At 73.4% G+C, this 25225-nt stretch carries 24 protein-coding genes and 1 pseudogene; 9 read left to right on the forward strand and 16 right to left on the reverse strand.

The features are described from left to right. Positions 1 to 65: 65 nt before the first annotated feature. Complete coding sequence (locus tag ACIA8L_RS12070; RefSeq protein ID WP_395903334.1) at positions 66 to 383, forward strand: DUF6401 family natural product biosynthesis protein; 318 nt, start codon at positions 66 to 68, stop codon at positions 381 to 383. A 63-nt stretch (positions 384 to 446) separates the two neighbouring features. On the opposite strand, the gene ACIA8L_RS12075 is transcribed toward ACIA8L_RS12070, so the two are convergent. After that, entirely contained in the window at positions 447 to 1049 is a 603-nt protein-coding gene (locus ACIA8L_RS12075; RefSeq protein WP_395903338.1) for a PRC-barrel domain-containing protein, read from the reverse strand. A 236-nt stretch (positions 1050 to 1285) separates the two neighbouring features. Between ACIA8L_RS12075 and ACIA8L_RS12080 the strand changes: the two genes are divergently transcribed. After that, entirely contained in the window at positions 1286 to 2221 is a 936-nt protein-coding gene (locus tag ACIA8L_RS12080; protein WP_395903341.1) for a PAS domain-containing methyl-accepting chemotaxis protein, read from the forward strand. Here the strand turns inward: ACIA8L_RS12080 and ACIA8L_RS12085 are convergent. The 4 genes and pseudogenes from ACIA8L_RS12085 to ACIA8L_RS12100 all read right to left on the reverse strand — a co-directional run bounded on the left by ACIA8L_RS12085 (position 2218) and on the right by ACIA8L_RS12100 (position 6243). Next, a pseudogene (locus tag ACIA8L_RS12085) lies at positions 2218 to 2988 on the reverse strand (MerR family transcriptional regulator). The gene ACIA8L_RS12080 and the pseudogene ACIA8L_RS12085 overlap by 4 nt on opposite strands. A 2-nt stretch (positions 2989 to 2990) precedes the next feature. Continuing rightward, a complete protein-coding gene (locus ACIA8L_RS12090; RefSeq protein WP_395903343.1) occupies positions 2991 to 3752 on the reverse strand; it encodes an ABC transporter permease in 762 nt (253 codons plus the stop codon). Next, a complete protein-coding gene (locus ACIA8L_RS12095) occupies positions 3749 to 4474 on the reverse strand; it encodes an ABC transporter ATP-binding protein (protein ID WP_395904192.1) in 726 nt (241 codons plus the stop codon). Before ACIA8L_RS12095 ends, ACIA8L_RS12090 begins: the two co-directional genes overlap by 4 nt. 371 nt (positions 4475 to 4845) lie before the next feature. Next, positions 4846 to 6243 (reverse strand): FAD-dependent monooxygenase, encoded by a 1398-nt coding sequence (locus ACIA8L_RS12100; RefSeq protein WP_395903346.1) that lies wholly within the window; start codon positions 6241 to 6243, stop codon positions 4846 to 4848. A 199-nt stretch (positions 6244 to 6442) separates the two neighbouring features. On the opposite strand from ACIA8L_RS12100, the gene ACIA8L_RS12105 reads away from it, so the two are divergent. Both ACIA8L_RS12105 and ACIA8L_RS12110 read left to right on the forward strand, forming a co-directional pair. Further along, positions 6443 to 6886 carry a TIGR03618 family F420-dependent PPOX class oxidoreductase gene (locus ACIA8L_RS12105; protein ID WP_395903348.1) on the forward strand — a complete coding sequence of 148 codons (444 nt, stop codon included), beginning with the start codon at positions 6443 to 6445 and terminating at the stop codon, positions 6884 to 6886. A 111-nt stretch (positions 6887 to 6997) separates the two neighbouring features. Further along, complete coding sequence (locus ACIA8L_RS12110) at positions 6998 to 8749, forward strand: choice-of-anchor Q domain-containing protein (protein ID WP_395903350.1); 1752 nt, start codon at positions 6998 to 7000, stop codon at positions 8747 to 8749. Between the two features lie 16 nt (positions 8750 to 8765). Here ACIA8L_RS12110 and ACIA8L_RS12115 read toward each other — a convergent pair whose 3' ends face one another. From ACIA8L_RS12115 to ACIA8L_RS12125, 3 genes are all read right to left on the reverse strand, one after another. Next, a complete protein-coding gene (locus ACIA8L_RS12115) occupies positions 8766 to 9800 on the reverse strand; it encodes a hypothetical protein (RefSeq protein WP_395903352.1) in 1035 nt (344 codons plus the stop codon). A gap of 24 nt (positions 9801 to 9824) precedes the next feature. After that, positions 9825 to 10724 carry an HpcH/HpaI aldolase/citrate lyase family protein gene (locus tag ACIA8L_RS12120; protein ID WP_395903354.1) on the reverse strand — a complete coding sequence of 300 codons (900 nt, stop codon included), beginning with the start codon at positions 10722 to 10724 and terminating at the stop codon, positions 9825 to 9827. A 132-nt stretch (positions 10725 to 10856) separates the two neighbouring features. Continuing rightward, the gene (locus tag ACIA8L_RS12125) at positions 10857 to 13115 is read right to left on the reverse strand and encodes a tetratricopeptide repeat protein (RefSeq protein ID WP_395903356.1); all 2259 of its coding nucleotides are present in this window, start codon (positions 13113 to 13115) and stop codon (positions 10857 to 10859) included. 130 nt (positions 13116 to 13245) lie between these two features. On the opposite strand from ACIA8L_RS12125, the gene ACIA8L_RS12130 reads away from it, so the two are divergent. Further along, entirely contained in the window at positions 13246 to 13647 is a 402-nt protein-coding gene (locus ACIA8L_RS12130) for a hypothetical protein (RefSeq protein WP_395903358.1), read from the forward strand. A gap of 2 nt (positions 13648 to 13649) precedes the next feature. Here the strand turns inward: ACIA8L_RS12130 and ACIA8L_RS12135 are convergent, their stop codons facing one another. Genes ACIA8L_RS12135 through ACIA8L_RS12145 form a run of 3 tightly spaced genes read right to left on the reverse strand, consistent with a single transcriptional unit; the run spans position 13650 to position 15595 of the window. Next, positions 13650 to 14456 carry an alpha/beta fold hydrolase gene (locus tag ACIA8L_RS12135; RefSeq protein ID WP_395903360.1) on the reverse strand — a complete coding sequence of 269 codons (807 nt, stop codon included), beginning with the start codon at positions 14454 to 14456 and terminating at the stop codon, positions 13650 to 13652. Between the two features lie 9 nt (positions 14457 to 14465). Continuing rightward, a complete protein-coding gene (locus ACIA8L_RS12140; protein ID WP_395903362.1) occupies positions 14466 to 14963 on the reverse strand; it encodes a GNAT family N-acetyltransferase in 498 nt (165 codons plus the stop codon). Further along, positions 14960 to 15595 (reverse strand): GntR family transcriptional regulator, encoded by a 636-nt coding sequence (locus ACIA8L_RS12145; protein WP_395903364.1) that lies wholly within the window; start codon positions 15593 to 15595, stop codon positions 14960 to 14962. The genes ACIA8L_RS12140 and ACIA8L_RS12145 overlap by 4 nt, the downstream gene beginning before the upstream one ends. Before the next feature lie 48 nt (positions 15596 to 15643). On the opposite strand from ACIA8L_RS12145, the gene ACIA8L_RS12150 reads away from it, so the two are divergent. Beyond that, entirely contained in the window at positions 15644 to 16126 is a 483-nt protein-coding gene (locus ACIA8L_RS12150) for a YbhB/YbcL family Raf kinase inhibitor-like protein (protein WP_395903366.1), read from the forward strand. Positions 16127 to 16321: 195 nt separating this feature from the next. On the opposite strand, the gene ACIA8L_RS12155 is transcribed toward ACIA8L_RS12150, so the two are convergent. The 3 genes from ACIA8L_RS12155 to ACIA8L_RS12165 all read right to left on the reverse strand — a co-directional run bounded on the left by ACIA8L_RS12155 (position 16322) and on the right by ACIA8L_RS12165 (position 19089). Beyond that, on the reverse strand, positions 16322 to 17371 hold the full coding sequence (locus ACIA8L_RS12155; protein ID WP_395903368.1) for a GAF domain-containing protein: 1050 nt from the start codon (positions 17369 to 17371) through the stop codon (positions 16322 to 16324). 41 nt (positions 17372 to 17412) lie between these two features. Further along, a complete protein-coding gene (locus ACIA8L_RS12160; RefSeq protein WP_395903371.1) occupies positions 17413 to 18213 on the reverse strand; it encodes an MHYT domain-containing protein in 801 nt (266 codons plus the stop codon). An 81-nt stretch (positions 18214 to 18294) separates the two neighbouring features. Then, positions 18295 to 19089 carry a proprotein convertase P-domain-containing protein gene (locus tag ACIA8L_RS12165; RefSeq protein ID WP_395903373.1) on the reverse strand — a complete coding sequence of 265 codons (795 nt, stop codon included), beginning with the start codon at positions 19087 to 19089 and terminating at the stop codon, positions 18295 to 18297. Between the two features lie 194 nt (positions 19090 to 19283). On the opposite strand from ACIA8L_RS12165, the gene ACIA8L_RS12170 reads away from it, so the two are divergent. Continuing rightward, positions 19284 to 20153: a GyrI-like domain-containing protein gene (locus ACIA8L_RS12170; protein ID WP_395903375.1), complete on the forward strand. Its 870-nt coding sequence runs from the start codon at positions 19284 to 19286 to the stop codon at positions 20151 to 20153. Between the two features lie 48 nt (positions 20154 to 20201). Here ACIA8L_RS12170 and ACIA8L_RS12175 read toward each other — a convergent pair whose 3' ends face one another. Beyond that, entirely contained in the window at positions 20202 to 21230 is a 1029-nt protein-coding gene (locus tag ACIA8L_RS12175; RefSeq protein WP_395903377.1) for a patatin-like phospholipase family protein, read from the reverse strand. 261 nt (positions 21231 to 21491) lie between these two features. On the opposite strand from ACIA8L_RS12175, the gene ACIA8L_RS12180 reads away from it, so the two are divergent. Both ACIA8L_RS12180 and ACIA8L_RS12185 read left to right on the forward strand, forming a co-directional pair. Further along, on the forward strand, positions 21492 to 22052 hold the full coding sequence (locus ACIA8L_RS12180) for an RNA polymerase sigma factor (RefSeq protein ID WP_395903379.1): 561 nt from the start codon (positions 21492 to 21494) through the stop codon (positions 22050 to 22052). Positions 22053 to 22064: 12 nt separating this feature from the next. Continuing rightward, on the forward strand, positions 22065 to 22529 hold the full coding sequence (locus tag ACIA8L_RS12185) for a hypothetical protein (protein ID WP_395903381.1): 465 nt from the start codon (positions 22065 to 22067) through the stop codon (positions 22527 to 22529). Between the two features lie 50 nt (positions 22530 to 22579). Here the strand turns inward: ACIA8L_RS12185 and ACIA8L_RS12190 are convergent, their stop codons facing one another. Next, positions 22580 to 25213: a CHAT domain-containing protein gene (locus ACIA8L_RS12190; protein ID WP_395903383.1), complete on the reverse strand. Its 2634-nt coding sequence runs from the start codon at positions 25211 to 25213 to the stop codon at positions 22580 to 22582. Positions 25214 to 25225: the final 12 nt, after the last annotated feature.

Genomic DNA, 25225 nt, shown 5'->3' on the forward strand with positions numbered 1-25225 from the left:
TCCCACACATCGGGAAGCCGACGCCGCAACGGTTCCGTAATGATCCGTTCATAGGCTGTCTGGCTATGGAGGATTCGCACGAGCCGGCGTTCGCGCCACAGGCCCGGGCCCGCCTCGTTGAGCTGGGCGAACGGGTGCGGGCGGCGCTGGGCGAGGCCGGGCCGGCGTGGCTGTCGGCCGCCGTCGACCAGCACGCGGCCGAGGTCCGGGACGCGATCGCCGACCGGTATGGGCAGATGCGGGTGGTGCGGCTGGCGGCGTATGCGGACGGGGTGCTCGACACCGCCGAGCGGCGGGGGTGGCGGCTCGAGTCGGCCACGGGGCCGTCGTGGCCGCTGCTGCGCCTGTTTGCCGTGTCGTCGCTGAGCGCGTCGGCGATCTGACAGTACACATGCCGCCCCGGTCTGTTCCGGAGCGGCATGTCGCACTGCTGCGCGATTCGCGGATCAGATGAGGCGGTGGCGCTCTTCCTCGCTCGGCGCGGCCCGGTCGACCCGGGTCTGCTCCGTGCTGAAGTTCACGCCGTCCTCGTCCCGGCCCAGGTCAGGACGCTCGTAACCGCCCTGCGAGGCCGGACGCTCGTAGCCGCCCTCCGAAGCCGGGCGGTCGAAACCGCCCTCCGGAGCCGGGCGCTCGTAGGCGCCCTGCGACGTGCTGGTGTCGTACGAGTCGCGGGTCTGCTCCGCGCCCGCGCTGTAGCCGCGCTCGTAGTCCTCGGTGCTCGTCGCGTCCCACTGCAGCTGGTAGTGCTGGTACAGCTCCTGCACCTGGTCACCGGTCAGCGGCTCGTCGGCCGAGTAGTCGACGTTCGGCGCCGCCTTGACGGTCGCCTTGTCGAACGCGATCTGCAGGCCGTCGTCGCGGGTGGTGGCCCCGTTCAGCGGCACCAGCGTGTGGTGCATGCCGAGGAGGCCGGTGTTGACGCTGGCCCAGGCGGGCTGGCCGGCCTGATCCGCGAAGATCTGACCGACGGTGCCGACCTTGTCACCCTGCGGGTCATACACGTCCTGACCCTGCAGCGCCGCGAGGTTCGGGGAGTTGGAAGTCACGGGGTTTCCTTCCCTAGCTTGTCCTTCTCCTTGCCCCGAAGTGGTACCCCGCGACCGGCGACCTATTCACGACGTTGAAAAGCAGGAAAGGTCAGCTTCGCCGCGCAGCCGCCGATTGGTCGGAAGCATCTGGCTGGTGGCGAGCGGCGATGGAGTGAACCATGGCGTGGGGACGGGCTTCCAAGGACACGGGTGAGACTCGGAGCGCTTCGCGGGACACTGGGCAGCTGGCGGCGGTGACGGCTGAGCGGGATGCGCTCCGTGCTGAAGTTGAGGCGCTGCGGGAGCACGGGTCGGCGGCGCTGGAGCGGTTCGAACTGATGACCGACGCGGCTGGGATCGGGCTGTGGGACATGGACGTCGTGGCCGACGACCCGGTCAACCCCAACAACACGTTCAACTGGTCGCAGGACTTCCGGCGGATGCTCGGCTTCAACGACGAGCGGGACTTCCCCAACATCCTGTCCAGCTGGGCGTCGCGGCTGCACCCGGAGGACGTGGACCGGGTCGTGACCGCGTTCATGAACCACCTCAACGACCGCACCGGGCGCATCCCCTACAACATCGAGTACCGCCTGGCGCTCAAGGACGGCAGCTACCGCTGGTTCCGGGCCACCGGGGCGACCAAGCGCGACGCCAAAGGGACACCGCTGCGGGTCGCCGGGGCCCTGTTCGACATCGACAACGAGAAGACGCTGATGGCCACGGCCGAGCACCAGCTGGCCCAGCTGTCCGGGTCGGCGGCGAAGCTCGGGCAGGTCAGCCAGGAGCTCGGGCAGGCGGTGACGGCGGCGGCGGCGCGGGCCGACGAGGCCGCGGCGACGATCGGCAAGCTCGACGCCAGCAGCATCGAGATCGGCAACGTCGGCAACCTCATCACGAGCATCGCCGCGCAGACGAACCTCCTCGCCCTCAACGCGACGATCGAGGCGGCCCGGGCCGGGAGCGCCGGCAAGGGGTTCGCGGTGGTCGCCGGGGAGGTCAAGGAGCTGTCGACCGAGACCGGGCAGGCGACCGAGCAGATCGGGGTGCAGATCAAGCAGATCCGGACGCAGACCGGTGAGGCGGTGAAGAGCATCCAGCAGATCAACGCGACGATGGAGCGGCTGCGCTCGACCCAGGAGGCCGTCGACTCCCTCGTGCGGGAGCAGAGCATCTCGCACCGGCGTTAGCGCTGGAGCGGTTCCGGGCGGGTACGCGTCCAGCTCGACCAGCCGCGCTCGCGGACCAGGTCGAGCAGCCGCCGCACCCGCGGGTCGGACTCGACGGCGAGCGCGTCCAGCAGGCCATACGGCACGTCCTCGTCGGCCGGGCCGGACCCGGCGGCGGCGTAGGCCTCCGCGGTCACGGCGGCCAGGATGTCCGCGAGCTCCTCCAGCCGCGGGTCGCCCGGGCCGGCGTCGCTCTCCAGAAGCGTCGAGCCGAGTTGGTACAGCCGCACGACGCGCGGATCGTCGAGCTGTGCGTGCTTGGCCGGCATGATCTCGTGGATGCGGTCCGGTCAGCGCGCGGCGACCAGGATCCAGCCGTCGCGCTCGCCCTCGACGACCTTCTCGGCCACGCCGAGCCGCCGCAGCCGGTCCAGATAGCGGACCACCTCCGGCGGCAGCGTGAGGCGGTCGCCGGAGGTGAGCTGGGCGATCTGCTTGCGGCTGGCCTCGAGGCGCTCGATCTCGTCGCGCAGCTGCCCGTCGATCCGCTCGACCGCCTCGGCGAACGCGGACGGGTCGGCTTCGAGCATCGCGCCGATCCGCCCCAGCGGCACGCCCGCGTCGGCCAGGGTGCGGATCTGGATGAGGGCCACGACCGCCTTCGCGCCATAGCGCCGGTAGCCGGAGTCGTCCCGCGGCGGCTCGGGCAGCAGCCCGATCTGGTGGTAGTGCCGCACCGTGCGCACCGTGACGCCGGCATACGCCGCGAGTTGGCTGATCGTCAGCATCCTCAGGCGATCCTACGACGATAGGCGGTACCCGCGAAGAGGTAGGCGATGACGAGGATGCCGAGGCACCAGGCGACTGCGGTCCAGACACCGGTGCCGACCGGTTGGCCGGCGAGCAGGGCCCGGATCGTGTTGACGATCGATGTCACGGGCTGATGCTCGGCGAAGGCGCGCACCGGGCCGGGCATGGTGGCGGTGGGCACGAACGCCGAGCTGATGAACGGCAGGAAGATCAGCGGATAGGAGAACGCGCCCGCGCCGTCCGGGGACTTCGCGGTGAGGCCGGGGATGACCGCGATCCAGGTCAGCGCCAGGGTGAACAGGAGCAGGAGGCCGGCGACGGCCAGCCAGTCCAGCGGCCCGGCGCTCGAGCGGAAGCCCATGACGAGCGCGACACCGATGATGGCCACGAGGGAGATCGCGTTGGCCACCAGCGAGGTCAGCACGTGCGACCACAGCACACTGGCGCGGGCGATCGGCATCGAGTGGAACCGTTCGAAGATGCCGTCCCGCATGTCGGTGAACAGCCGCAGCGCCGTGTAGGCGATGCCCGAGGCGACCGTGATCAGCAGGATGCCGGGGAGCAGGTAGTTGACGTACGCGACCGAACCCGTGTCGATCGCGCCGCCGAAGACGTAGACGAACAGCAGCATCATGGCGATCGGCGTGATCAGGGTGGTGATGACGGTGTCGAGGCTGCGGGTGACGTGCCGGAGGGTACGGCCCGTCAGCACGGCGGTGTCGCGCAGGAAGTGGGCGCTCATGCGGCGTCACCGACGACCGTGAGGAAGAGTGCTTCGAGGGTCGGCTGTTGGAGTTCGGCGACGGTACCGTCGACCGCGATCCGGCCCGCGTGGAGGATCGCGGTCCGGTCGGCCAGCTGCTCCGCCTCCTGCAGATACTGGGTGGTGAGCAGCACCGTGGTGCCGGCCGCGGCGAGCTCCTTGACCGCCTGCCACACCTCGATGCGAGCCTGCGGGTCGAGGCCGGCCGTTGGCTCGTCGAGGAAGATGACCGGCGGGGTGCCGATGAGGCTCATCGCGATGTCGAGCCGCCGGCGCATGCCACCGGAGTAGGTCGCGGCCCGCCGGGCGCCGGCCTCGGTCAGCGCGAACCGGGCCAGGAGCTCGTCGGCGATCGCCCCGGGGCCCTTCAGGTGGCGCAGCCGGGCGACCAGGACCAGGTTCTCGCGGCCGGTGAGGATGTCGTCGACGGCGGTGAACTGGCCGGTGAGGCTGATGGACGCGCGCACGCCGGCGCCCTGGGTGGCGACGTCGAAGCCATTGACGTGGGCCGTGCCGGCGTCGGCCTTGACCAGCGTGGCCAGGATCTTCACCAGGGTGGTCTTGCCGGCCCCGTTGGAGCCGAGCAGGGCGAAGATGCGGCCCGGCGCCACCTCGAGGTCCACGCCGCGCAGGACGCGCAGCTGCTTGTACGACTTCTCCAGGCCGTGCACCTGGATGGGAATGGTCATGGCCGTCAGCATGCGGGGCTGACGCAGCGTCATAGTCAAGGACTTCATTCGCGCCGGCCGCGATCAGCATCCCCCTGGCCCTGTTCGCCGGCTCCCCCGCATCTCCGACAACCTGCAGCGCAGCGACCACACCGTCCACTACTGCGAGAACGGCGCCGCCGGCGTGCGACGCACCCTGGCCGCCGGCCGGGCCGTCACCGCCACCGTGGCCGCCGTCCACCGCTGACCCGCCGCAGCGCCCGCCCGCCAGCTCGGCGACGAGCGGCTCGACCCGCCGCCTGATCTCGTCGCGGATCGGAGGTCGCCGCCCTCGCCGGGGACCGGAGCCGGGAGCCGCCGGCCCGGCCCCGAAGAGCCAGGCCGGCGGGTGGTCAACGCGAGGATCAGCCGAACCAGCGGGCCAGGTGAACGTCCAGGTCCGGCTGGGAGTCGCCGATCCAGGCGACGTGGCCGTCGGGGCGGAGCAGGAGGGCGGGGGCGTCGATCGCGGCGGTGGGGTCGGCCAGGTGGTCGACGCGGTCGGACCAGGCGCCGGTGGTCAGGCGTTCGGTGCGGTCCAGGAGCAGGGCGCGGCCCCGGTGGAGCTGGTCGTAGAGGCGGCCCGGTTTCAGGTCCAGGTCGGGCAGGCGGCGGCCGAGGAGGTCAGGGCCCGGGCCGAAGTCGTAGCGGATGCCGATCGCGGTGGTCTTCTCCAGCAGGTAGCGGTTGACGTCGTCGAAGTGCAGCAGTTCGGTCAGGAGGCGGCGGAGGGCCTTGGCGCCCGGGTCGGTCGCGTGCAGGGCCACCTGGGCGCGGGTGTTGTCCAGGACGTCGGCGGCGACCGGGTGGCGTTCGGTGTGGTACGTGTCCAGCAAGCCCGCCGGGGCCCGGCCGCGGACCTCGGCGGCCAGTTTCCAGCCCAGGTTGAATGCGTCCTGCAGGCCTAGGTTGAGGCCCTGGCCGCCGGTCGGCGGGTGGACGTGGGCGGCGTCGCCGGCCAGCAGGACCCGGCCCGTCCGGTACTGCGCGGCCAGCCGGGTGGCGTCCCCGAAGCGGGACAGCCAGCGCGGCGAGTGCACGCCGAAGTCGGTGCCGGCGACGGCGATCAGTTCGCGGCGGAAGTCGTCGAGGGTCGGCGGTTCGGAGCTGACACCGGCGGCGGGGACCACGACCCGCGCGACGCCGCCGGAGGGGCGGATGTCGAGCCGCTTGTCGCCGGCCGCCGCGACCGCCGCGGCGACCGCTTCGGCCGGCATGTCGACGGCCAGCTCGCCCATCAGCGTGTCGTTGCGCGACGGTTCGCCGGGGAAGGCGACGCCGAGCAGCTTGCGGACCGTGCTGTGGGCGCCGTCGCAGCCGACGAGGTACCGGGCCCGCAGCTCCTCGCCGCCGGCCAGTGCGACGGTCACGCCGTCGTCGTCCTGGGCGAGGGCGGTCACCGCGCAGCCGCGCCGCACGGTGGCGCCCAGTGCGGTCGCGTGCTCCTCGAGGACCCGCACGACGACCGGCTGCGGGATGCCCAGCAGGTAGGCGTGGGCGGAGTCGATGCCGGCGGGGGCGGGTTGGTCGATGGCGGCGAAGTAGGCGCCGGCCGGGCGGGGGCGGCCGTGTTCGCGCATCCGGTCGAGGAGTCCGCGCATGGCCAGCAGTTCGAGGCTGCGGATGTGCAGGCCGACGATGCGGACCTGGGAGGTGGGCTCGGTTTCCCGCTCCAGGACGAGGACCCGCACGTCGTGGCGGCGCAGCTCGGCGGCGAGCAGCGCGCCGACGGGACCGCAGCCGGCGATGATCACGTCATACATGAATGGTGGTGCCTTTCGGGAGTGCCTGGTGATGAGGCGCTCCCGGCGACCTACGTCAGCCGCCCGACCGTGACGGCAGGGGGAGCGCCCACAGCGAAACATCGTTCATGGGTCTCACCTCCTCAGGCCGGGCCTCGGTCACCTGCAAGGTACAAGCTCGCACGGGCTCCCGTCCAGCCGCCGCGACTATGCTGCCTGTGTGAGTACCACGACGCTCGACGCTTTTGCCGCCCTTGCTTCGAAGGAACGGGGCCTGGTGGTGGTGTCGACGCTGCGCGCGGACGGCACGATCCAGACCTCCCTCGTCAACGCGGGCGTGCTGGCGCACCCGCTGACCGGCGCGCCGGCCGTCGGGTTCGTCACCTACGGCAAGGTGAAGCTGGCCAACCTCCGCGCCCGCCCGCGGCTTACGGTGACGGCCCGGTCGGGCTGGGAGTGGGCGGCGGTCGAGGGCGCGACGACGCTGATCGGCCCGGACGACCCGGCCGCCGGCGTCGACGCCGAGCGGCTGCGGCTCCTGCTACGCGAGGTGTTCACGGGCGCCGGCGGGACGCACGACGACTGGGACGAGTACGACCGCGTGATGCTCGAACAGCGCCGCACCGCCGTCCTCATCGACCCGGCGCGCGTCTACAGCAACTGAGCTCGGCAGCGCACGCCGGACCGCCGGCCGCAACGCCGCGTTCACGACACTCCCCCGAGCCGCTGCCTATTGAGCCCTAATCATTGTCAAACGATGAGGGCGGGGGCGGACATGATCAGGTGGACTCGGTTCGCGGCGGCGGCCCTCACGATCACGGCGGCGGTCGCGGGCCCGGCGCCGGCCGCGGCATCCTCGCGCCTGTCCGACGTGTATCTCCAGGTGAGCGGCGCCGACGGCAACTCCTGCACCGAGGCGGCACCGTGCGCCTCGCTCGACCGCGCGCTCGCCGCCGTCGCGACCGGCGGCACGATCCACCTGGGCGCCGGCGACTTCCCGACCACCGCCGCCGTGCCCTACCCCCTGAAGGTGACCATTGTCGGCGCCGGTGCTTCGAGCACCACCCTGGACGGCCGCTACCAGGGCCGGGTCCTGCTCGTGGAGCCCGGCGCGGCGGCGCGGCTGGCCGATCTGACCGTGTCCGGCGGCGTCGCCGAACTGTCCGGCGGGGGCATCGTCAACGAGGGCGACCTGACCATCCAGCGGGTCCGCGTCATCGGCAACGCCGCCGAGGACGGCGGCGGCATCTACAGTTCCGTGGGCACGAACCTGATGATCGCCGACAGCCAGTTCGCGTTCAACCAGGCGGGTAGGCCCGGTGCGCCCGGAACCGGCGGCGCCATCGCGTTTCGCGGATCCTGGCTGTCCATGACCGCAACGACGGTCAACCGCAACACGGCCAACCTGGGTGCCGCCGGCTTGTTCGTCGCCACCGACTATGGCACGGCAGAGATCACCAACTCCACCATCGCCGGCAACATCGGTGGGGGCGGGGTCGCGGCCTACGCCGAATCGTTGATCCTGCACCACGTGACGATCACCGGCAACCCGTCCGGTGTCGCCGGCGGTGCCGAGAACCAGCTCCAGAACGCCACCCATTTCGTCCCGATCGACGTGGCCGCCTCGGTGATCACCGGTGGCTGCGTTCCCTGGACAACCGTGACGGGCAGCGCCGACCACGACGTGGTCGACCGCGACTGCCTGCCCCCGTCGGACTCGGTGCGGGTGGTCCCCACGCTGTCCATGCCGAGCCTGGCCGACGACGGCACCACCGTGCCGACGATCCAGCTGCCGTACGACAGCCCCGCGCGTGGGGTCGTGCCGGCCGGCAGCGGCCTTTGCGAGGGCACCGACCAGCGCGGTGCTCCCTCGCTCCGCCCGGGCGCGACGAGCTGCGACGCGGGCGCGGTGCAGACCCCGGACTCCATCCTCGTGTCGCCGGGCGACGCGCTCGACTTCGGCGCCCACAAGCCCGGCGACCCGGTCACCCTGCCCCTGCTCCTCACCAACTCGGGCCCTTCGCCGGTGCAGGTGACCTCGCTGACGCTGAGCGGCGGATATACCTTCGCCCACAGCTGCGGTGCGACGATCGTGCGGCCGGGCCAGGACTGTGACCTGCGGCTGACGCTGCGCCCGGCCTCCGGACCCAACCCGGGGACACTGCGCCTGGACTACACCGACGGACCGATCGGCCACTCGGTGACCATCGCGCTCACCGGATGGGGTGTGACCGACCGCCCCCCGGTCAACCTGACCGAACCGTTCCTGGACGCGGCGCCGCACGTCGGCGTCGAGGTGACCGCCGAGCCCGGCACCTGGTCCGGCCAACAGCCGATGCGGTTCGCATACCAGTGGTCCCGCTGCGACGGCGACGGTGCCGGCAACTGTGTGCCGCTGCCCGGCGACGGGACCACCTACACGCCGACGGACGACGACCTCGGCAACACCCTCCAGGTCACCGTCACCGCGATCAACTCGGCGGGCAAGCAGGCGGCCGTCAGCTCGATGTGGCTCGTATACCCGTAGCGGTTACCTCGCGCGACTAAGACGCTTTGTTGGCGATGACGGTACCGTTGTCAAAGCGGTTGTTGGTCCAGACCGCTCCGGGCGCACCCGGGTCCCAGTCTCCGACGGGGCCGTAGATGGCGCAGCTCACGCCGTTGCCGCTGCCCTTCTGAAACACGTTGTTCTCGAAGACGATCCGGGCCGTCTGGCCGGAGTACGGCTTGCCCTTGGTCGAGCCGCCATACGCGCAGTAGGCCGCGGTGGGGGTGGCCATGAACAGGTTGCCGCGGATCGTGTTGTCGCGGATCGGGCCGAAGTCGCCGTAGCCGGTCAGCGAGCCCGAGCAGGAGCCCTCCGGGTCGGGCTGGATCGGCGCGTCGCACACGATCGAGCTGTGCGTGACGGTGGTGCGCTCCCCCATCCGCACCGCCGACGCGTGCCAGTCGTCCTTGATCTTCTGGCCGTGGATCCAGGAGTCGGCGATGGTGCAGCTGGTGGCGCAGTACACGCCGCGGTTGCCGCCGAGGACCTCGACGCGGCGGAGGGTGAAGCCGGACTCGCCGACGCCGGTGGTCTGCCGGATGCCGTTCGGCGAGGCGTTGACGACCGAGTCGGTGATCGTGAAGGCGACGTTGGCGCCGTTGACGGTACCGTCGATCTGGCTCTTCTCGATCGTGACGTTCGCGGCCTTGATCTCCAGGTCGCACTGCACGAGCTTGGCGCTGATGACGGTGCCGGCCTTCGTGATCGAGCACGGCCCCGGGTACTTGGCCAGCTTCACCCCGGCGGGCACGCCGGTGTTGTCCGGCCCCGGGAAGCACCCGCCGGCCGGGTCCCGCCCGCCCGGCACGTTCGCCTTCGACCCGCACCCGGCCGACGGGGACGCGGAAGGCGACGCCACCCCCATGCCCGCCGAACCGCCCGGATCGCCGGCGGAGGCCGCGGCCGGCGCCGAAACCACCGGCGAGTCGGCCGCCGCCGGGGCGGGCTGCGGCCCGGGACGCAGGACGAAGTATCCCGCGGCCGCGAGCACCACCACCGCGAGCGCGCCGAGCGCCGGCTTCCAACGCATCGCCCGAGCCTAACCGCTCAGACGTCAGCCGTCAGACCCGTCGATGCGCCGGGCCGCCCGCAGTTCGTCGGCGGCCGCCCGCTCCAGGTGGCTGAGGTCGGCGGCCACGGAGGCGAACGTGAACCCCTCGGCAATGCGGCGGGCGGCATCGGTACCCGTAAAGGTATGGATGCCCACGGCGACCCCGGCGGCGGCCGCCGCCGTGCGGACCCGGGTCAGCGCGGCCTCGAAGGCGTCCGCGACCGCCGGGTCGCCCGGGTAGGCGCCGCCGATGGCCAGGCACAGGTCGGCCGGCCCCACATAGACACCGGCCAGCCCCGGCACCGCGCAGATCGCCTCGACGTTCGCCAGCCCATCGGCCGTCTCGATCATCGCGAAGCACGCCACGGCCGCGTCCGCCTCCGCCGGTTTCGGGCCGATCCGCAGCTGCGCCCGCGTCGGTCCATAGGAGCGAAACCCTTGTGGGGGGTACTGCGCGGAGGCGACCGCCCGCACCGCGTCGTCCACGGTGTCCACGAGCGGCACGATCACGCCCACCGCACCGGCATCGAGCGCCCGCCCGATCTCCAGGGCCGTGTTCGCGCCGACCCGGACGTACCCCTTCGACCCGCCGCCCGCGTCGATCGCGGTCAGCCCCCGCACCATCCCGTCGTACCCGATGAGCCCGTGCTGCATATCGAGGCAGACGTAGTCATAGCCGAGCCGCGCGATCCGCTCGGTCGACGCCGCCGAGTCGAGGGCAATCCAGTATCCAATTCCAGCGCTCATGACTTTCCCCAATCGGTCGTACCCGGCCACCGAGCCGTCGAGAACCCGCCCGCCATCGTCGCAGGCGGCCGGCGCCTCTTCGGGCGGCGGGTCACCGAGGATGATCGTCGTGGTGCCGCCGCCGAAACACGGGAACACGAGCACGACCGGCGTCATGCTGATGCGCGTCCTGGCGACCCTTCGACCTCCAAGCCGACCGCGGTGGCCACAACCACCCTCCGGGCCGCCGGCACCGCATGGCCGACCAGCTCCAGGCCACCCGCGAGGCCTCGAGGCGAAGGCCGCCGCTCAGCCGGCTGATCCTGATTCGCGGATGCGATCAAGGCTGCGGCGGGTGGCCAGGGTGCTGGGGTGGTCCTCGCCGAGGACCCGCCGCCGGAGGTCCAGCACGGCCTGGTATTCGGCGGCGGCGCGGCGGTGGTCCCCCTGGTCGTGCCACACCCGGGCCAGGCTGTTGCGAGTGGTCAAGGTGTGGGGGTGATCCTCGCCAAGGATCCGCCGCTGGATGCCCAGCACTGCCTGCAATTCGGCGGCGGCGCGCCGGTGGTCGCCCTGGACGCACCACAACCAGGCCAGATTGTGGCGGGTGATCAAGGTGTCGGGGTCGTCCTCGCCGAGGACCCGCCGCTGGATGCCCAGCACTGCCTGGTATTCGGCGGCGGCGCGCCGGTGGTCGCCCTGGGCGTGCCACGCCCGGGCCAGGTTGTGCCGGCTCGCCAGGGTGTCGGGGTGGTCCTCGGCGAGGATCACCCGCGAGGCATCCAGCACAGCCTGATATTCAGCCGCGGCCCGCTGGTGGTCGCCCTGGTCGTGCCACACCCGGGCCAGGTTGTGGCGGCTCCCCAGGGTGTCAGGGTGCTCCTCGCCGTGGATTCGCCGCGAGGCATCCAGCACAGCCTGGTATTCAGCCGCGGCCCGCTGGTGGTCGCCCTGGTCGTGCCACACCCGGGCCAGGTTGTGGCGGCTCGCCAGGGTGTCGGGGTGGTCCTCGTCGAGGATCCGCCGGCAGATGTCGAGAACGGCCTGGAGCGTGGTGGCGGCTCGTGGGTAGTTGCCTTGAGCGAGCAGGGCGCGGCCGGTCAGGTGGGCGGCTCGGCAGGCGCTGGTGGTGATCTGTACGTCGGGGTGGGTGGCGTGCTGCTCCAGCAGGTAGGTGGCGTGCGGGGTGAGGGCCTGCCACCACGGCCAGGCGGCCGGGTCTTCCGGCGGGCCGGTCTGTTCGGCGCCGGCAAGCGCGTACACCAGACGTACCGCGAGGGTCGGGAATCCCTCTGGATTTGCGGCAACGTCGGGGTGGGCGCGGTTGGTGTCGCGGACGAGCGGGTGCAGGGTGACGGACCAGTCGACCGGGTGGGCGTGCTGGGGGTCGTCCGGCTCGTGCAGGTCGATCAGACCGAAGCCGGCCAGGCCGTGGATTGCTTCCGCGAGGTGGTGCTGGTTGCAGCCGGGAAACAACGGCGAGGCGCCGAGGATCGCGGGGTCCAGGAGGGCGAAGTAGGGCAGGGGCGCGTCGGCGTAGCAGGCGAGTAGTCGCAGGAGTGGGCGGGCCAGGGGCATGCCCTGCTCGGTCAGGAGGCTGAGGGAGAGCTCCCAGGTCGCGGTCATGATCTGGCGGGGCTCGCGGGCCGCGGGGAGGCTGCCGAGAGGTTTGCGGTCGAGGGCCGCGCCGGGGTGGGTGTCCAGGGCGGTCAGGTAGTCCTCGTACCGGCGGATGATGCCCGGCCACGGGGCGGCGTTGGCGGTGCTGCGCAGGTACGTGCCGGCCAGGTACAGCGCGAGCGGCAGGCCGCCCAGACGGTGGGCCAGGCGCCGCGCGTCGGACTCGGTGCCGGCGGCCGGTGGGGCGAGGTCGGCCAGGACACGGGCGCCGTCGTCGTCGGGCAGCGGGCGGAGCGGGTGCACGGTCCAGGCGCCCCAGGTGGTCGGCCTGGTGTCGCGGGTGGTGATCAGGACGGTGCCGCGGCTGCCGGAGCGTAGCCAGCCGGTGCCGGTGCCGGGCTGGCTGCCGTGGCGGCCGAGGAGGGCCGGGTCGTCGGCGTTGTCGACGATGAGCAGGAACGGACCGGGCGCGGCGAGCAGTGTGGTGGCGAACAGGTCGACCGCGGTGTCGGCCGCTTCCCATGCGATCGACACACGGGTGGGCACCGCGCCGAGTGCCAGCGCGACCTGGCGTAGGCCGTTGCTGAGCGTGTCCGGGGTGGCGGCCGAGACCCACCAGACCGGCATCGCCGGGCCGGCGCGGCGGGCGATCTCCAGCGCGACCGTGGTCTTGCCACCGCCGCCCATGCCGGCGACGACGTGCACCTGGCCGTTCGCGGCCGTTGCCGCGGCGTGGAGCTGGTCAATGCTTTCGTCGCGGCCGCGAATGGCGTGGTCGAGCAGGTCGAGCGGGGCCGTGATGTCGTATCCCGGACCGTCGACAATCGATTCACCGGAAAGGATGAATTGTTTGTCGATGTAGTCGCGGCCGGCCTGCCGGATGCGGCCGCCGCGGTCGGCGGTGCCGGTCTGCCGGTACGGGGTGACACCGTCGGGCGGGGTGGACATGGCGGCTATTGTGCCGCAGGAGTACAACTGGTGACGTCAATGATCGGTCCAGTCGTCACCGGCGATTCGGCAAACCCGGAATGCCTCGGCCAAGTTGTGGGAAATGCCAACCGATTCGGAGGATGTCGCGATGTCGTTCGATATTGTCGCGCTGGCGCAGAACGGTGCCGCGACCATCGTGGCGGCGATGGCCGCCGATGTGTGGCCCGCGGTCCGGGGGCGGTTGGGGCGGTTGTTCGGCACCGGCGACACCGGGCGGGAGGGCCAGGCCCTGGCCGAGCTCGACGAGGCCCGCACGGCGATCGATCGGGCCGCCGACGACTACGCGGCCGGGGAGGCCGTCGCTGAACTGCGCGGTGCCCTGAAGGCGCGGCTGCGCACCGATCCGGAGCTGGCCGCCGCGTTCCAGGCGCTCGTGGCTGAGGTGGCCGCCCAGCTGCCCGCGCCCGCCGCCGGCTCGACGGTTACCCAGCGGGCCCGGGCCGATCGCGGCGGCACGGTGATCCAGGCCGGCCGCGACGTGCGCCGGTAGCGTTATCGGGCGGTCAGGGCGGCGCGGAGGATGCGTTCGAAGTCGGCGGGGGCGGAGAGCATCGGGAAGTGGTCGGCGGCGGGGACTTCGATGAGGTTGGCCTTCGGTGCCTGCTCGGCCAGGCGGGCGGCCCACAGGCGGGTGCTGGCGAAGTCGTGGCCGCCGACGACCACGTCGACCGGGGTGGTGAGCTCGGCGAAGGCGGTCTGCACGGGCGGGTCCAGGTCGGTGCCCAGCGACTCCGGCAGCTCGATCCAGTGGGCGTTCGCGATCTGCAGCGCCTCCATCTTGCGCCGGTCGGGCGGGGGCAGGGCGGCGCCCCAGGTGGCGATGTCGGCGGCGGCGTAGGCGGCGATGCCCTCGGCGGCCAGCAGCGGCACGATGCGGTTGAAGTGGGCGTGCAGGTCGGCCCGGGCCGCGGTCTCCTCCGGTGTCGGGTCGGGGAACTCGCCGAACACGGCGGCGGCCGCGATCACGTGCGCCACCCGGTCCGGGAACGCCCGGGCGAACGCGACCGCGCGGCGGGCCCCGTCGGAGACGCCCACCAGCACGGGGCGCTCGGCGCCGGCGGCGTCGAGGACGGCGGCGATGTCGTCGACCTCGCGGTAGGGCGCGGTGGCGCGGGACGACAGGCCCATGTCGCGGAAGTCGAACGTCGTGACCCGGGCGATCGCCGCCAGCCAGGCCACCGTGGAGTCCCACATGCGCGAGTCGGCCGCGCCGGCGTGCAGCAGCACCACGTCCGGTCCCGTGCCCGTCGTGCGGGTGTAGAGGTACCCATCCGGGACATCGACGAAGCGCTCGATCACCCCGGAATCCTATCCAGCCGGGCCGCTTCGCAGGGGGCGGCGGTAGCGCAGCTCCTCGACCGGGACACCGCCGTACTCCTCGATGCTCGTCGTGCCGTCGGGGTGCCAGCCGGCGGCCTCGTAGAAGCGGCGGGCGCGGTCGTTCGTGGCCAGGACCCAGAGGGTGGCCTCGGTGTCGCCGGCCGCGCGGAGGCGGTCCAGCGCGGCGGCCATCAGCCGGCGGCCGCCGCCGGTGCCCTGGTGGGCCGGGAGGATGTAGATGGCCTGGACCTCGCCCGCGGCCGCGGTGACGAAGCCGACCACGCCGGCGGCCTCGTCCTCGAGGACCTGCACGGTGTCCGGCGGGCCGGAGCGGAGCCGTTCCTGCCACTCGTCGCGCCTGGTGGCGATGTCGAGCTGCTGGAGGTACCCCCGCGGAATCTGCTTCTGGTATGTGGCTTGCCAGGTGCGGACGTGGACGGTGGCGATGGCGGCGGCGTCCTCGGGGGTGGCCGGGCGGACCCTCATGTCAGGGCCTCGGCGGTGCGGCCGACGTGGCGGCGGAGGAGCTCGGTGGCGCCGTCGGCGTCGCGGGCCAGGGCGGCGGCCTCGATGTCGCGGTGTTCGGCGAGGTAGTCGCGGCCCGGGGTGCGCAGGGCGGACCAGCGCCGGGCGAGCTCGCTGTCCAGCCACAGCCGGTCGAACGTGGCCAGCAGGACGTCGTTGCCGCAGCCTTCGAGGAGGGCCCGGTGGAAGCGGCGGTGGGCGTCGGCCCATTCGTCGCCGTAGTGGGCGTCGCCTTCGCGTTCGTAGGGCGGGGTGCCGGCCAGGCGGTGGTGGGCGGCCCGGACGCGGCTCTCCCACTCCAGGTCGCCGCGCTCGATGGCCATCCGCAGCATGGCGGGCTCGATGGTGGCCCGGGCCTCGGCGATCTGCTGCCAGCGGCCGGCGCCCGTGGCCGGCACCGCGAACCCCCGGTTGGGCAGCCGCTCGGCCAGCCCCTCCCCGACCAGGCGCAGCAGCGCCTCCCGGGCCACCGCGAGGCTGACGCCGTGCCGATTGGCCAGCTCCTGCGGCTTCAGCGCGGCCTGCGGCGGGAACTCGCCGTGCAGAACGGCCGTGCGCAGCGACGTGTACATGCGCTCGGAGGGCTGTGTCACGGTCATCACACTACCGCAAATAATCGATTATCGGTACTGTGATCGACTATGACGACCGCAAATAATCCCTTCGCCCGCCTGCCCCAGGTCCCTGCGTTCACGCTGACGAGCGACACCGTCGCCCCGGGCGGCACGCTCTCCGGCGACAACGTGTCCCCGCACCTGAGCTGGAGCGGGGCCCCCTCGGCGACCAAGGGCTACGCCGTGACCGTGTACGACCCGGACGCCCCGACCGGCTCCGGCTTCTGGCACTGGGCCGTCGCGAACCTCCCGGCCACCACCACCGACCTGCCCGCGGGCGCCGACATCCCGGCCCCGGCGCTGCAGCTGCCCAACGATGCCCGGCTCCCCCAGTACGTCGGCGCCGCCCCGCCGGAGGGCCACGGCGAGCACCGCTACTACATCACCGTGCACGCCCTGGACACCGACGACATCGGGGTGCCCGCGGACGCGACCCCGGCGATGCTCGGCTTCCTGATGAGCGGCCACATCCTGGCCCGCGCGACCCTGATCGCGACCGCCTCGCGCTGATCTGCGCACACACGAAACCCGGCGCCTGGGAAGGCGCCGGGTCCACGTGGACGGTGTGTGGTCGCCTCGCGGCGAGTGGCGCGACGCGGCTCCAGCCGAACGGTAGTCCGCGCCGGCATTTCTAGTTGCGGCCCGGGGACACAAGCACACCGACAGCCGGCACAACCACCGCGGCCGCCCGCCTATTCCGGGTCGTCAGCGATTGACGTAGGCGGCCAGGCCGCCGAGGTCCTCGCTGGCGATGAACACCGACCGCACGTGGAGGATGGCCTCCTCGACGTGGGCGGGGCAGCCCCAGGCCGAGTCGCCCCACGAGTCGGCGATCTTGACGTCGGCCGGCTCGGCGCAGCCCTCGGCCCCGCCGAGCTGGCAGCGTTCGGGGTGCGGCCGCCCGGCCTGCGCCGCGGCCGCGTCGCGCACCCTGGCCGCGAGCTCGGCGGCCGCGGCCGCGCGCCGATCGGCCTCGGCGCGTTCGATGGCGAGGGCGGCCGTACCGGCGAAGACCCGGGCCAGTGCGAAGTCGGCCGGCTGCGGCACCCGCGGCTCGCGGTGGTACATCGCGAAGGTGCCCAGCAGGCCGCCGTCGCGGCCGAGGATCGGCGTGGACCAGCAGGCGGCCAGCCCGGCCCGCCCGGCGAGGTCGCGGAAGTCGGCCCAGAGGGGGTCGGCGGCGATGTCGGTGACGATCACGGGCTCGCGCCGGTGGGCGGCGGTGCCGCAGGAGCCGACCCCGTCACCGGTGGCGATCCCGTCGATCGCCTCGTTGTAGAAGCCGGGCAGGCTCGGTGCGGCGCCGTGGCGCAGGTGCCGCCCGTCGGCGTCGGCCAGCAGCACGGAGACGAGCACCTCCCGCGGGGCGAGGCGCTCGATGGAGCGGGCCATGCCGTCCAGGACGTCGGCCAGCGGCGCCTGCCGGGCGATCTGCTCCAGCAGCGCCCGGTGCTCGGCCATCAGCCGCTGGGCGTGCTCGGCCCCGGTCGTGTCGACCCCGATGACCCGGACGCCGGTGACGGTGCCCCCGGCGTCGTGCCGCGGCTCGCAGGCGAAATCGATCCCCGCGTGCCGCACCGCGGCGGGCTCGCCGGTCCGGTACACCCGGTCGAGATGCGCCGCCAACACCGGACGGGCGTCGCCCGCGACGGTGAGGAACGCCGGGTTCGCCTCCTCCAGCTCGTGCTCCGGCCCGCGCAGCGCGGCGAACACCGCACTGGACGGCCCGAACAGCGCCCGCAGATCCTCGTCCATAGCGAACGATCATCGCACCCGGTCCGGCCCGGCCGCACGGTTCAGCGCGCGGGCGCGTGTTTCGGGAGCCACTTGCCGGGCGGCCGGGTCGGCGTGAGGTCGACCGGGTGGTTGCGGTCCTCGGCCGACACGGTGTGCAGGGCGACGAAGGCCAGCACGACCACGGTGACCGAGGCGAGCAGGGTGATCGGCAGTTCGAGGCTGATCGCGGTCACGCTCCGCAGCGAGTCGTGCCACACACCGTCGAGGTGCACCTGGACGGCGGCCATCCCGGTGTAGTGCATGGCGCACACCGCGACCGCCATCACGCCACCGGCGATGACGACCTGCCCGCGGCCGCGGACCACCACCGACAGCCACAGGGCCACGATCGCGGCGACGATCGCGACCAGGACCGAGGCCAGCACCAGGTTCGCCTGATACGTGAGTGTCCCGGCGACCCGTACCGCGGCCATGCCCGTGTAGTGCATGGCCGAGACGCCGAGCCCGGTGAACACCCCGCCCGAGATGATCCGCACCGGGGTCGGCGATCCGGAGCCGGCCACGAACAGGCCCACGAACACGACGACGCCGGCGATCAGCACGCTCAGCGCGGTCAGGCCGATGTCGTACCGCAGCGGCGAAGCGGGAACGTCGAAGCCCAGCATCGCCATGAAGTGCATGATCCAGATGCCGCCACCGAGCGACATGGACGCGAGGGTCAGCCAGCGCTTGCGGTGCGCCGAGCCAGCCGCCCGCCCACGTGCGGCACAGCTCAGCGCCAGCCCACTGCCGAGGAATGCCAGCCCGAACGCGAACGCGGGGTTGAGCGCGCCGTGCGCGAAGTGATCGACGGTGGTCACGAGCGCCATTGAGCAACCGCGGCCGGACCCGCCGACGCACACGGTGTGCGCCGACGGGCCCGATTCACCCGGGGGAGGTGCTCAGATGGTGATGGACCAGCTGTTCAGGTAGCCGGAGTCGGAGGACGCGGCGTCCTGCACGCGCAGCTTCCAGACGCCGTTGCGGGCCTCGGCGGACAGATTGACGGTGAAGGTCTGGTCGATGTTGTCGGCGCTGCCGCCCTGGCGGTTCGCCAGGATGTACGTCGAGCCGTCCGGCGCGACGAGCGTAACGACCAGGTCACCGCGGTAGGTGTGGACGATGTGGACCTCGACCTGGCTCGCGTTCGAGGCGTTGCCCGCGGGGCAGCCGGCGAGCGTGACGGCGCTCTCGACGCTGCCCGGGTCCGGGATCACCGCGTCGGTGCCGTTGGTGCCGACGCAGCCGGCCGGCGCGTAGGCGGCGTCGATCCGCCAGGTGTTGATGAACCCGCTGTCGGCGGCGGCGGCGTCCTGCACCCGCAGCTTCCACGTCCCGTTCGGGTTCTCGGCGGACAGGTTGACGGTGAAGGTCTGGTCGATGTTGTCGGCGCTGCCGCCCTGGCGGTTCGCCAGGACGTACGTCGAGCCGTCCGGCGCGACGAGCGTGACGACGAGGTCACCGCGGTAGGTGTGCACGATGTGGACCTCGACGGAGCTGATCGCCGAGGCCGTGGTCGCGCAGCCGGAGAGGGTGATCGGGCTGTCGACCGTGCCCGGGTCCGGGATCGCGGTGTCCGTGTCATTGGCCTTGGCGCACGGCGTTGCCGCGGCCGCGGCCGGCGACCCGCCCAGAGCCAGACCCGCCGCCGTCAACGCCGCCGCCAGTACCGCGCCGATCCACCTTGTCGTACCCATTGCCGTCCTCCATGGTTGTGCCGTGCTGGTCATGCAAGAGGACGGCCGCGGAGATCGATCCGGACGTCAGCAATCCGACGCACCCGATCGAGTGCACGGATCTTGACACGGCCGGGGCCGATCGAATCGAACCGCCGCGGTCGGGCGGGGACGGCGTGCGGACCGGCAGGGTCGACAGCGAGAGAGGAGGGCTTGTGATCACGGCACTCAACCGGCTCGTCGAGCTCGTCGAGGCACACCGCACCGACGAGGTCGATGTGGACGGACTGGCCAAAGCGGTCGGCACCACCCAGTACCACCTGCGCCGGATGTTCTCGACCCTGGCCGGCATGCCGCTGTCGGAGTATGTCCGGCGGCGCCGCATGACCGTGGCGGCCGCCGCCGTCGTGCGGGGCGACGAGGACCTGCTGAGCATCGCCGTCCGGCACGGCTACGGCTCGGCCGAGGCGTTCGGGCGGGCGTTCCGGGCGGTCCACGGCGCCGGGCCGGGCGAGGTCCGCCGGGACGGAGGCCCCCTGCGAACACAACCCCAGATCAGGTTTCGCCTGACCGTCGAAGGAAGCATCCCCATGGACACTCGCATCGCCGACCGGCCCGCGTTCCGGCTCATCGGGCACGCCGCCCGGGTCCCGCTGATCCACCACGGCGTCAACCCGCACATCCAGAGCCTCATCGCCGCCCTGCCCCCGGAGGAGCACGACCGCCTCAAGTCCCTCAGCGACACCGAACCGGCCGGCCTGCTCCAGATCAGCGACGACGTCGACCCCGACAGCACCGAGGGCAGCCCGCTCACCTACGTGCACGGGGTCGCCGTCTCCATCGCCACCCCGCCCCCGGACGACCTGCACACCATCGACGTCCCGGCCGGCCCGTGGGCGGTCTTCCGCACCGCCGGACCCTACCCGCGGACGCTGCAGGCGACCTGGGCCGCGACCGCGACGGAGTGGTTCCCCTCCAACCCGTGGCGGCTGCGGCCGGGCCCGTCGATCGTCGCGTTCCTGGACCGCTCCCCCGACTTCAGCACCGCGACCTGCGAACTCTGGCTCCCCATCGAACCGTCGTAGGTCACGCCGCCACCGCCGGCGCCGCCACCGGTGGCGGCGCCGGCCGAATCACAGCGTGACCTCTTCGCGGTCGTCGGTCGTGCGGAAATCGCGCTTGTACTGCTCGAAGTCCCACGGCCGCCGGACGCCGTCGCCGTCCAGGAAGCGGGCCGCGGCTTCGCGGCCGTTGTCGAACAGGCGGCGCGCGGTCGCGCGGTCCAGGCTGAAGTCGGTGGCGCTGACGCCGTTGGTGTCCACGACGATCGTGCGGGCCAGGACGTCGGGCCGGGTGCTGTGCATGCGGTCGTAGAAGCCGGTCATCGTCGCGATCATGGCCCGGGTGAGCGAGTAGACGCCCCGGATGTCGTTGACGGTGGCCGCGTTCGGGTCGCCCGACAGCCGGATGCCGAACGTCGGCCAGCGCGGCTCCCGGTCGCGGCGGTCGAAGACGTCGATCGGGAAGTTCGACAGCATGCCGCCGTCGACGAGCCAGGCCCGGCGGCGCGACCGCACGTCGGGGCAGCGGGCCGGGCGGAAGTAGAACGGGATCGCGATCGACGCCCGCACCGCGTCGGCGACCGACGCCTCGGCCGGGTCGACCCCGAACCGGCGGCGGAAGTCCCACGGCAGCCGGACGAGCTGCCCGCCGGAGAGGTCCGAGACCATGGCGACGAACCGGTATCGGGCGTCCGGATCCTCCTGCAGCCTCGGCGCCGCTCCGCTGTCGGCCAGCGGGAGGTCCGCGAACGTGTGCACGTTGCGCTCCGCCAGCGCGTCCGCGACCCACGTGCGCACCGCGTCGCCCTTGGCCCAGCCCTTGTACGTGAGGATCGCGGCCGGCACACCGAGCTTCCAGATCCGGCCCAGCGGCGGCGGATCTCGGAACGTGCGGTAGTCGAGCGCCTCCATCATGTCGCGCAGCCGGTTGCCGCTGATGCCGGCGGCGACGAGACTACCCACCAGCGCACCGGCGGAGGTCCCGGCCACCTTCGGGAACTCGTAGCCGCGCTCCTCCAGCATCGACACCGCCCCGGCCAGCGCGATGCCCTTCACGCCGCCGCCCTCGAGCACGAGGTCGGCCCGCAGTCGCTCCGTCATCGTCCACTCCATCTGTCGCGGGCGCGCCGGTTCGGCCCGCCCTGAGACGAGGAGCGCGAGCGGGTGGTGCTGATACATCGCCGAATCCGGTATTTCCGGGCCGGTCCGCGACTCTCACCAGCAGAGGTTCTTCGCCGCCGGGGAGAGCCCGGCATCGCGAGGGGGTGATAACCGATGGGGCCATGGATTGGATCACGACCGTTGGCGACAATGGAGCGGCCGTTGCCACGCACAACCTACTCCGCTCCGGAGAGGGCCGCGATGGAACATCTACCCGATGCGGACGACGCGACGCTGGTCAAGCTGCTCCGTGACGGGGACGCGGAGGCCTGGGACGTGCTCACCCACCGCTACAGCGGGCGGCTGTGGGCGATCGCCCGGGCGCTGCGGCTGAACGAACCCGACGCCGCCGACGTGGTGCAGACGGCGTGGCTGCGGCTGCTCGAACACGTCCAGCGGCTGCGCGAGCCCGAGCACGTCGGCAGCTGGCTGGCCACGACGGTGCGCCACGAGTGCCTGCGGACGCTGCGGCGGCGGGACCGGGCGGCCCCGGCCGAGCTGCTCGACGGGCTGCCCGACGACGGCGACGAACCCGACGGCCGGCTCCTGCGCGACGAGCGCAGCACCGCGCTGTGGCGGGCGCTGCGGGCCCTCGACGTGCGCTGCCAGACGCTGCTGCGGGTGCTCATGGCCGAGCCGGCGCCCGCCTACCAGGACGTGGCCGCGGCTCTCGACATGCAGATCGGCAGCATCGGCCCGACCCGCAAACGCTGCCTGGCGAAGCTGCGCGGCCTGCTCACCACCGCGCCAGGCCCGGTCTGAGGAGGCGTCGCCGTGTTTCCCGACGACGATGACGCCCTCATGGAGGAGCTGCGCCGCGCGGCCGCCGTCGCCGACCCGGTGCCGGACCTGGTCCTGATCAACGCCCGGGCCGCGTTCGCGACCCGCGACCTCGACGCCCAGCTGGCCGCGCTCGTCGCCGACTCCCTGGCCGCCGCGGGCGAACCGGCGGCCGTGCGCGGGCCGGGCGAGGGCGAGAGCCTGCTGCTCTTCGCGGCCGGGCCGGCCGAGATCGACCTGGCCGTCGTCGAACGCCCCGGCGGGCTGACCCTGATCGGCCAGCTGACCGGGGCCGAGCCGACCGGCTGCGAGCTCGAGCGCGGCGACGGCCACCGGGAGCCGGTCGAGGTCGACGAGCTGGGCCGGTTCCTGATCTCCGGCGTGCCGCCCGGCCCGCTGCGCCTGCACTGCCGCGTCGCGCCGGACAACCTCGTCGTGACCCCGTGGACCAACGTCTGAGCGGCGGCGCGACCGCCCGGAACGCCGGACCGACGTCCGACCGGCGGCGGTCAGCGGCCGAGGGCGACGAACGACAGCGCGGTGGCGACCGCGACCGGGTCGCCGCCGGCGTCGGCGGCGGCCCGGACCGACCGGAGCGCGGCGCCGAAGGTGTCGCCGGCCAGGAGGCGATCGTGAAAGGCGACCATGAGCGGGGCGGCGGCGACGTCGTTGACCTGGACGACGCTGGCCAGGAGGCTGGCCGTGCCGAGCGGTACGAGGGCCGTGACCATGCCCAGCAGCTCGTCGGCGGCGGCCGGGGCGGCGACGGCCGACTCGCAGCTGGACAGGACCAGGCGGCGCGGTGCGCGGCGCAGGCGGCCGAGGTCGTAGACGGTCAGCGGGCCGTCGTCGAGGGACAGCGCGGAGAACAGCGGGTTGTCGGCCCGGAAGCAGCCGTGCGCGGCCAGGTGCGCCGTCCACGCCCCGTCGAGCGCGGCGAGCACCGACTCCGCCGTGGCCTCGCGGCCGCGCAGGGTCCGCGCATCCGGGTACCGCTCGGCGAGGCCGGCCACCTCCTGCTCGACCCCGGGCAGGCCCGGCCCGGCGACGAGGACGACCCGCCGGCGCCGCGGCATCGGCCGGTCACCGGCGCGCAGCCAGGTCGCGGCCGACGGCGCCACCACGACCGGCGCGCACCGCAGGGCCGGGAGCAGCGCCCAGGGGACCGCGTGGAGCCGGGCCGGCGGCACGACGACGACCGGCCCGCCGGCATCGCCGAGGTCGGCCGCCGCGGTACCGAGGAGCACCTCCTGCAGGCGCCGCCCGACGGCCCGCAGCCGCTCCCCGCCGTCGGCGCGGCCCCGCCCGTGCGCCAGCCGCCCGAGCGCGAACCGGGCCAGGTCGACCTCGCGCGCCGCGTCGGCGACGGTCCCGGCCGCGTGCATCCGGACCCGCCGCCCCACCACCGTCACCGCGTAGAGCCGCCCGTCGACGGCGGTGAGCTCGACGAGCCGGTGCCCGTCGAGCCCGTCCAGCAGCGGCCCCAGATCGCCCCCGCCCGCGGCGCCGTCCGTGGCCGGGCGGGCGTCGGCGCCGGTGCGGCGGGTGCGGTCCCGGATGGCGGCTTCCAGGCGGCGGCGCTGCTGCTCCAAGGGCTCGGTCGCGGCTCCGGCGGCCCGGCCGGCGGCGAGGCGGCGCATCACCCCGCGCAGGGCGGCCAGGTCGGCGGCGAGGTCGGTGTCGTCGGGCGGGCGCACGGGCGGGACGGCGAGGGCCCCGGCGCGCCAGCGTTCGCTCCAGCCCAGCAGCATCCGGGCGTCGCCGCGGCGGACCGCGTGGCGCTGGGCGATGCCGGCCAGGGCGGTGCCGTGCGCGGCGGCGTGCACGCGCAGCTCGGGCGGGGCCAGGGCCTGCTGGTGCTCGCCGGCCGCGCGCAGGCCGTGCCGGCAGGCGACGAGGGCGGCCGCGGTCGCGCCCCGCGCCTCGGCCCGCAGCGCCTGCGCCAGCCAGCCGGTGGCCTGGCCGAACGACGGGCCGCGGTGCCGGGCGGCGGCGGCGTGCGCGAAGTGCCGGTCGGCGGCCGCGGTCCGGCCCCGCTGCACGGCCAGGCGCCCGGCCAGCAGGTGCGCGGCCGGGGCCTCCGGTGCCCGCCAGCGCTCGAGGCGGTCGGCGAGGCGGCTGACCCGGCCCGGCAGACCCGGGTCGGCGGCGCCGGCGTCCAGGCGGACCTGCAGCGCGACGAACGCGGCCCGGTCCCGCCACCGGGCCCGGCCCTGGCGGGCGAAGAGCGCTCCGGCCGCGGCGGCGTGCCCGGCGGCCCGGTCCGGCAGGCCCGCGGCCTGGGCCGAGACGGCCGCGCCGAAGAGCAGCTCGGCCCGCTTCGTCGCGTCGCCGCCGCGGGCCCGGTAGCGGTGCAGGGTCGCCTCGGTGGTCGCGAGGGCTTCGGTGGCCAGTCCGGCGGCCAGCAGTACCGCCGCCCGGTCGATCGCCAGCGCCGGCCGGAACACGCCGAGTGCGGTGTGCCGGGCCTGGGCCTCGTCGAGCAGCCGCAGCGCGGCCGGCAGGTCACCGCGCTGGTAGGCGACGTCGGCGCGGCTGTGCACGGCCATCGCCGACTCGAGGTCCTGCCCGGCCGCCGCGAAGAGCCGGATGGCGGCGGCGAGGTCGCGGTCGGCCCGGGCGGCCTGGCCGAGCTCGGCGTAGACCAGGAACCGGTGGTTGCGGGCGCGGGCCTCCCACACCGTGTCGCCGCCGGCCCGCAGCAGCGCGATCGAGCGGCGCAGGTCGGCGAGGGCGTCGTCGTGCCGGCCGAGGATGCGCAGGAGGAAGGCCCGGCGCAGCAGGACGCGGCCGGCGGCGACGCCCCGGGTGGCGGCGACCGCCCGCTCCAGGGAGGTGAGCCCCTCCGCGGTGCGCCCGGCCATGCCCAGCGTCGCGCCGAGGGTCGCCTCGACGTCGGCGACCCGGTCCGGTCCACCGCCCCGCCGGGCCGAGCGCATGGCCCGGCGTAGCGCGGCGATCGCGTCGGGCATTTGTCCACGATCACGCAGTACCACCGCAATCGCTTGATGCGCGAAGGAAGCGGCGACATCTCCCGGCGCCGCCTGCAACACCCGGCCGGCCTGGGCCAGGGCATCGGCCGGGCGGGACAGTGCCAACGCCAGCAGCGCCGATTCCGGGCCCTCATCGGTATCAGCGGGCATGCAGCGAAGTCT

The sequence above is a fragment of the Dactylosporangium sp. NPDC051541 genome (assembly GCF_044454505.1).
Lineage (GTDB): Bacteria > Actinomycetota > Actinomycetes > Mycobacteriales > Micromonosporaceae > Dactylosporangium.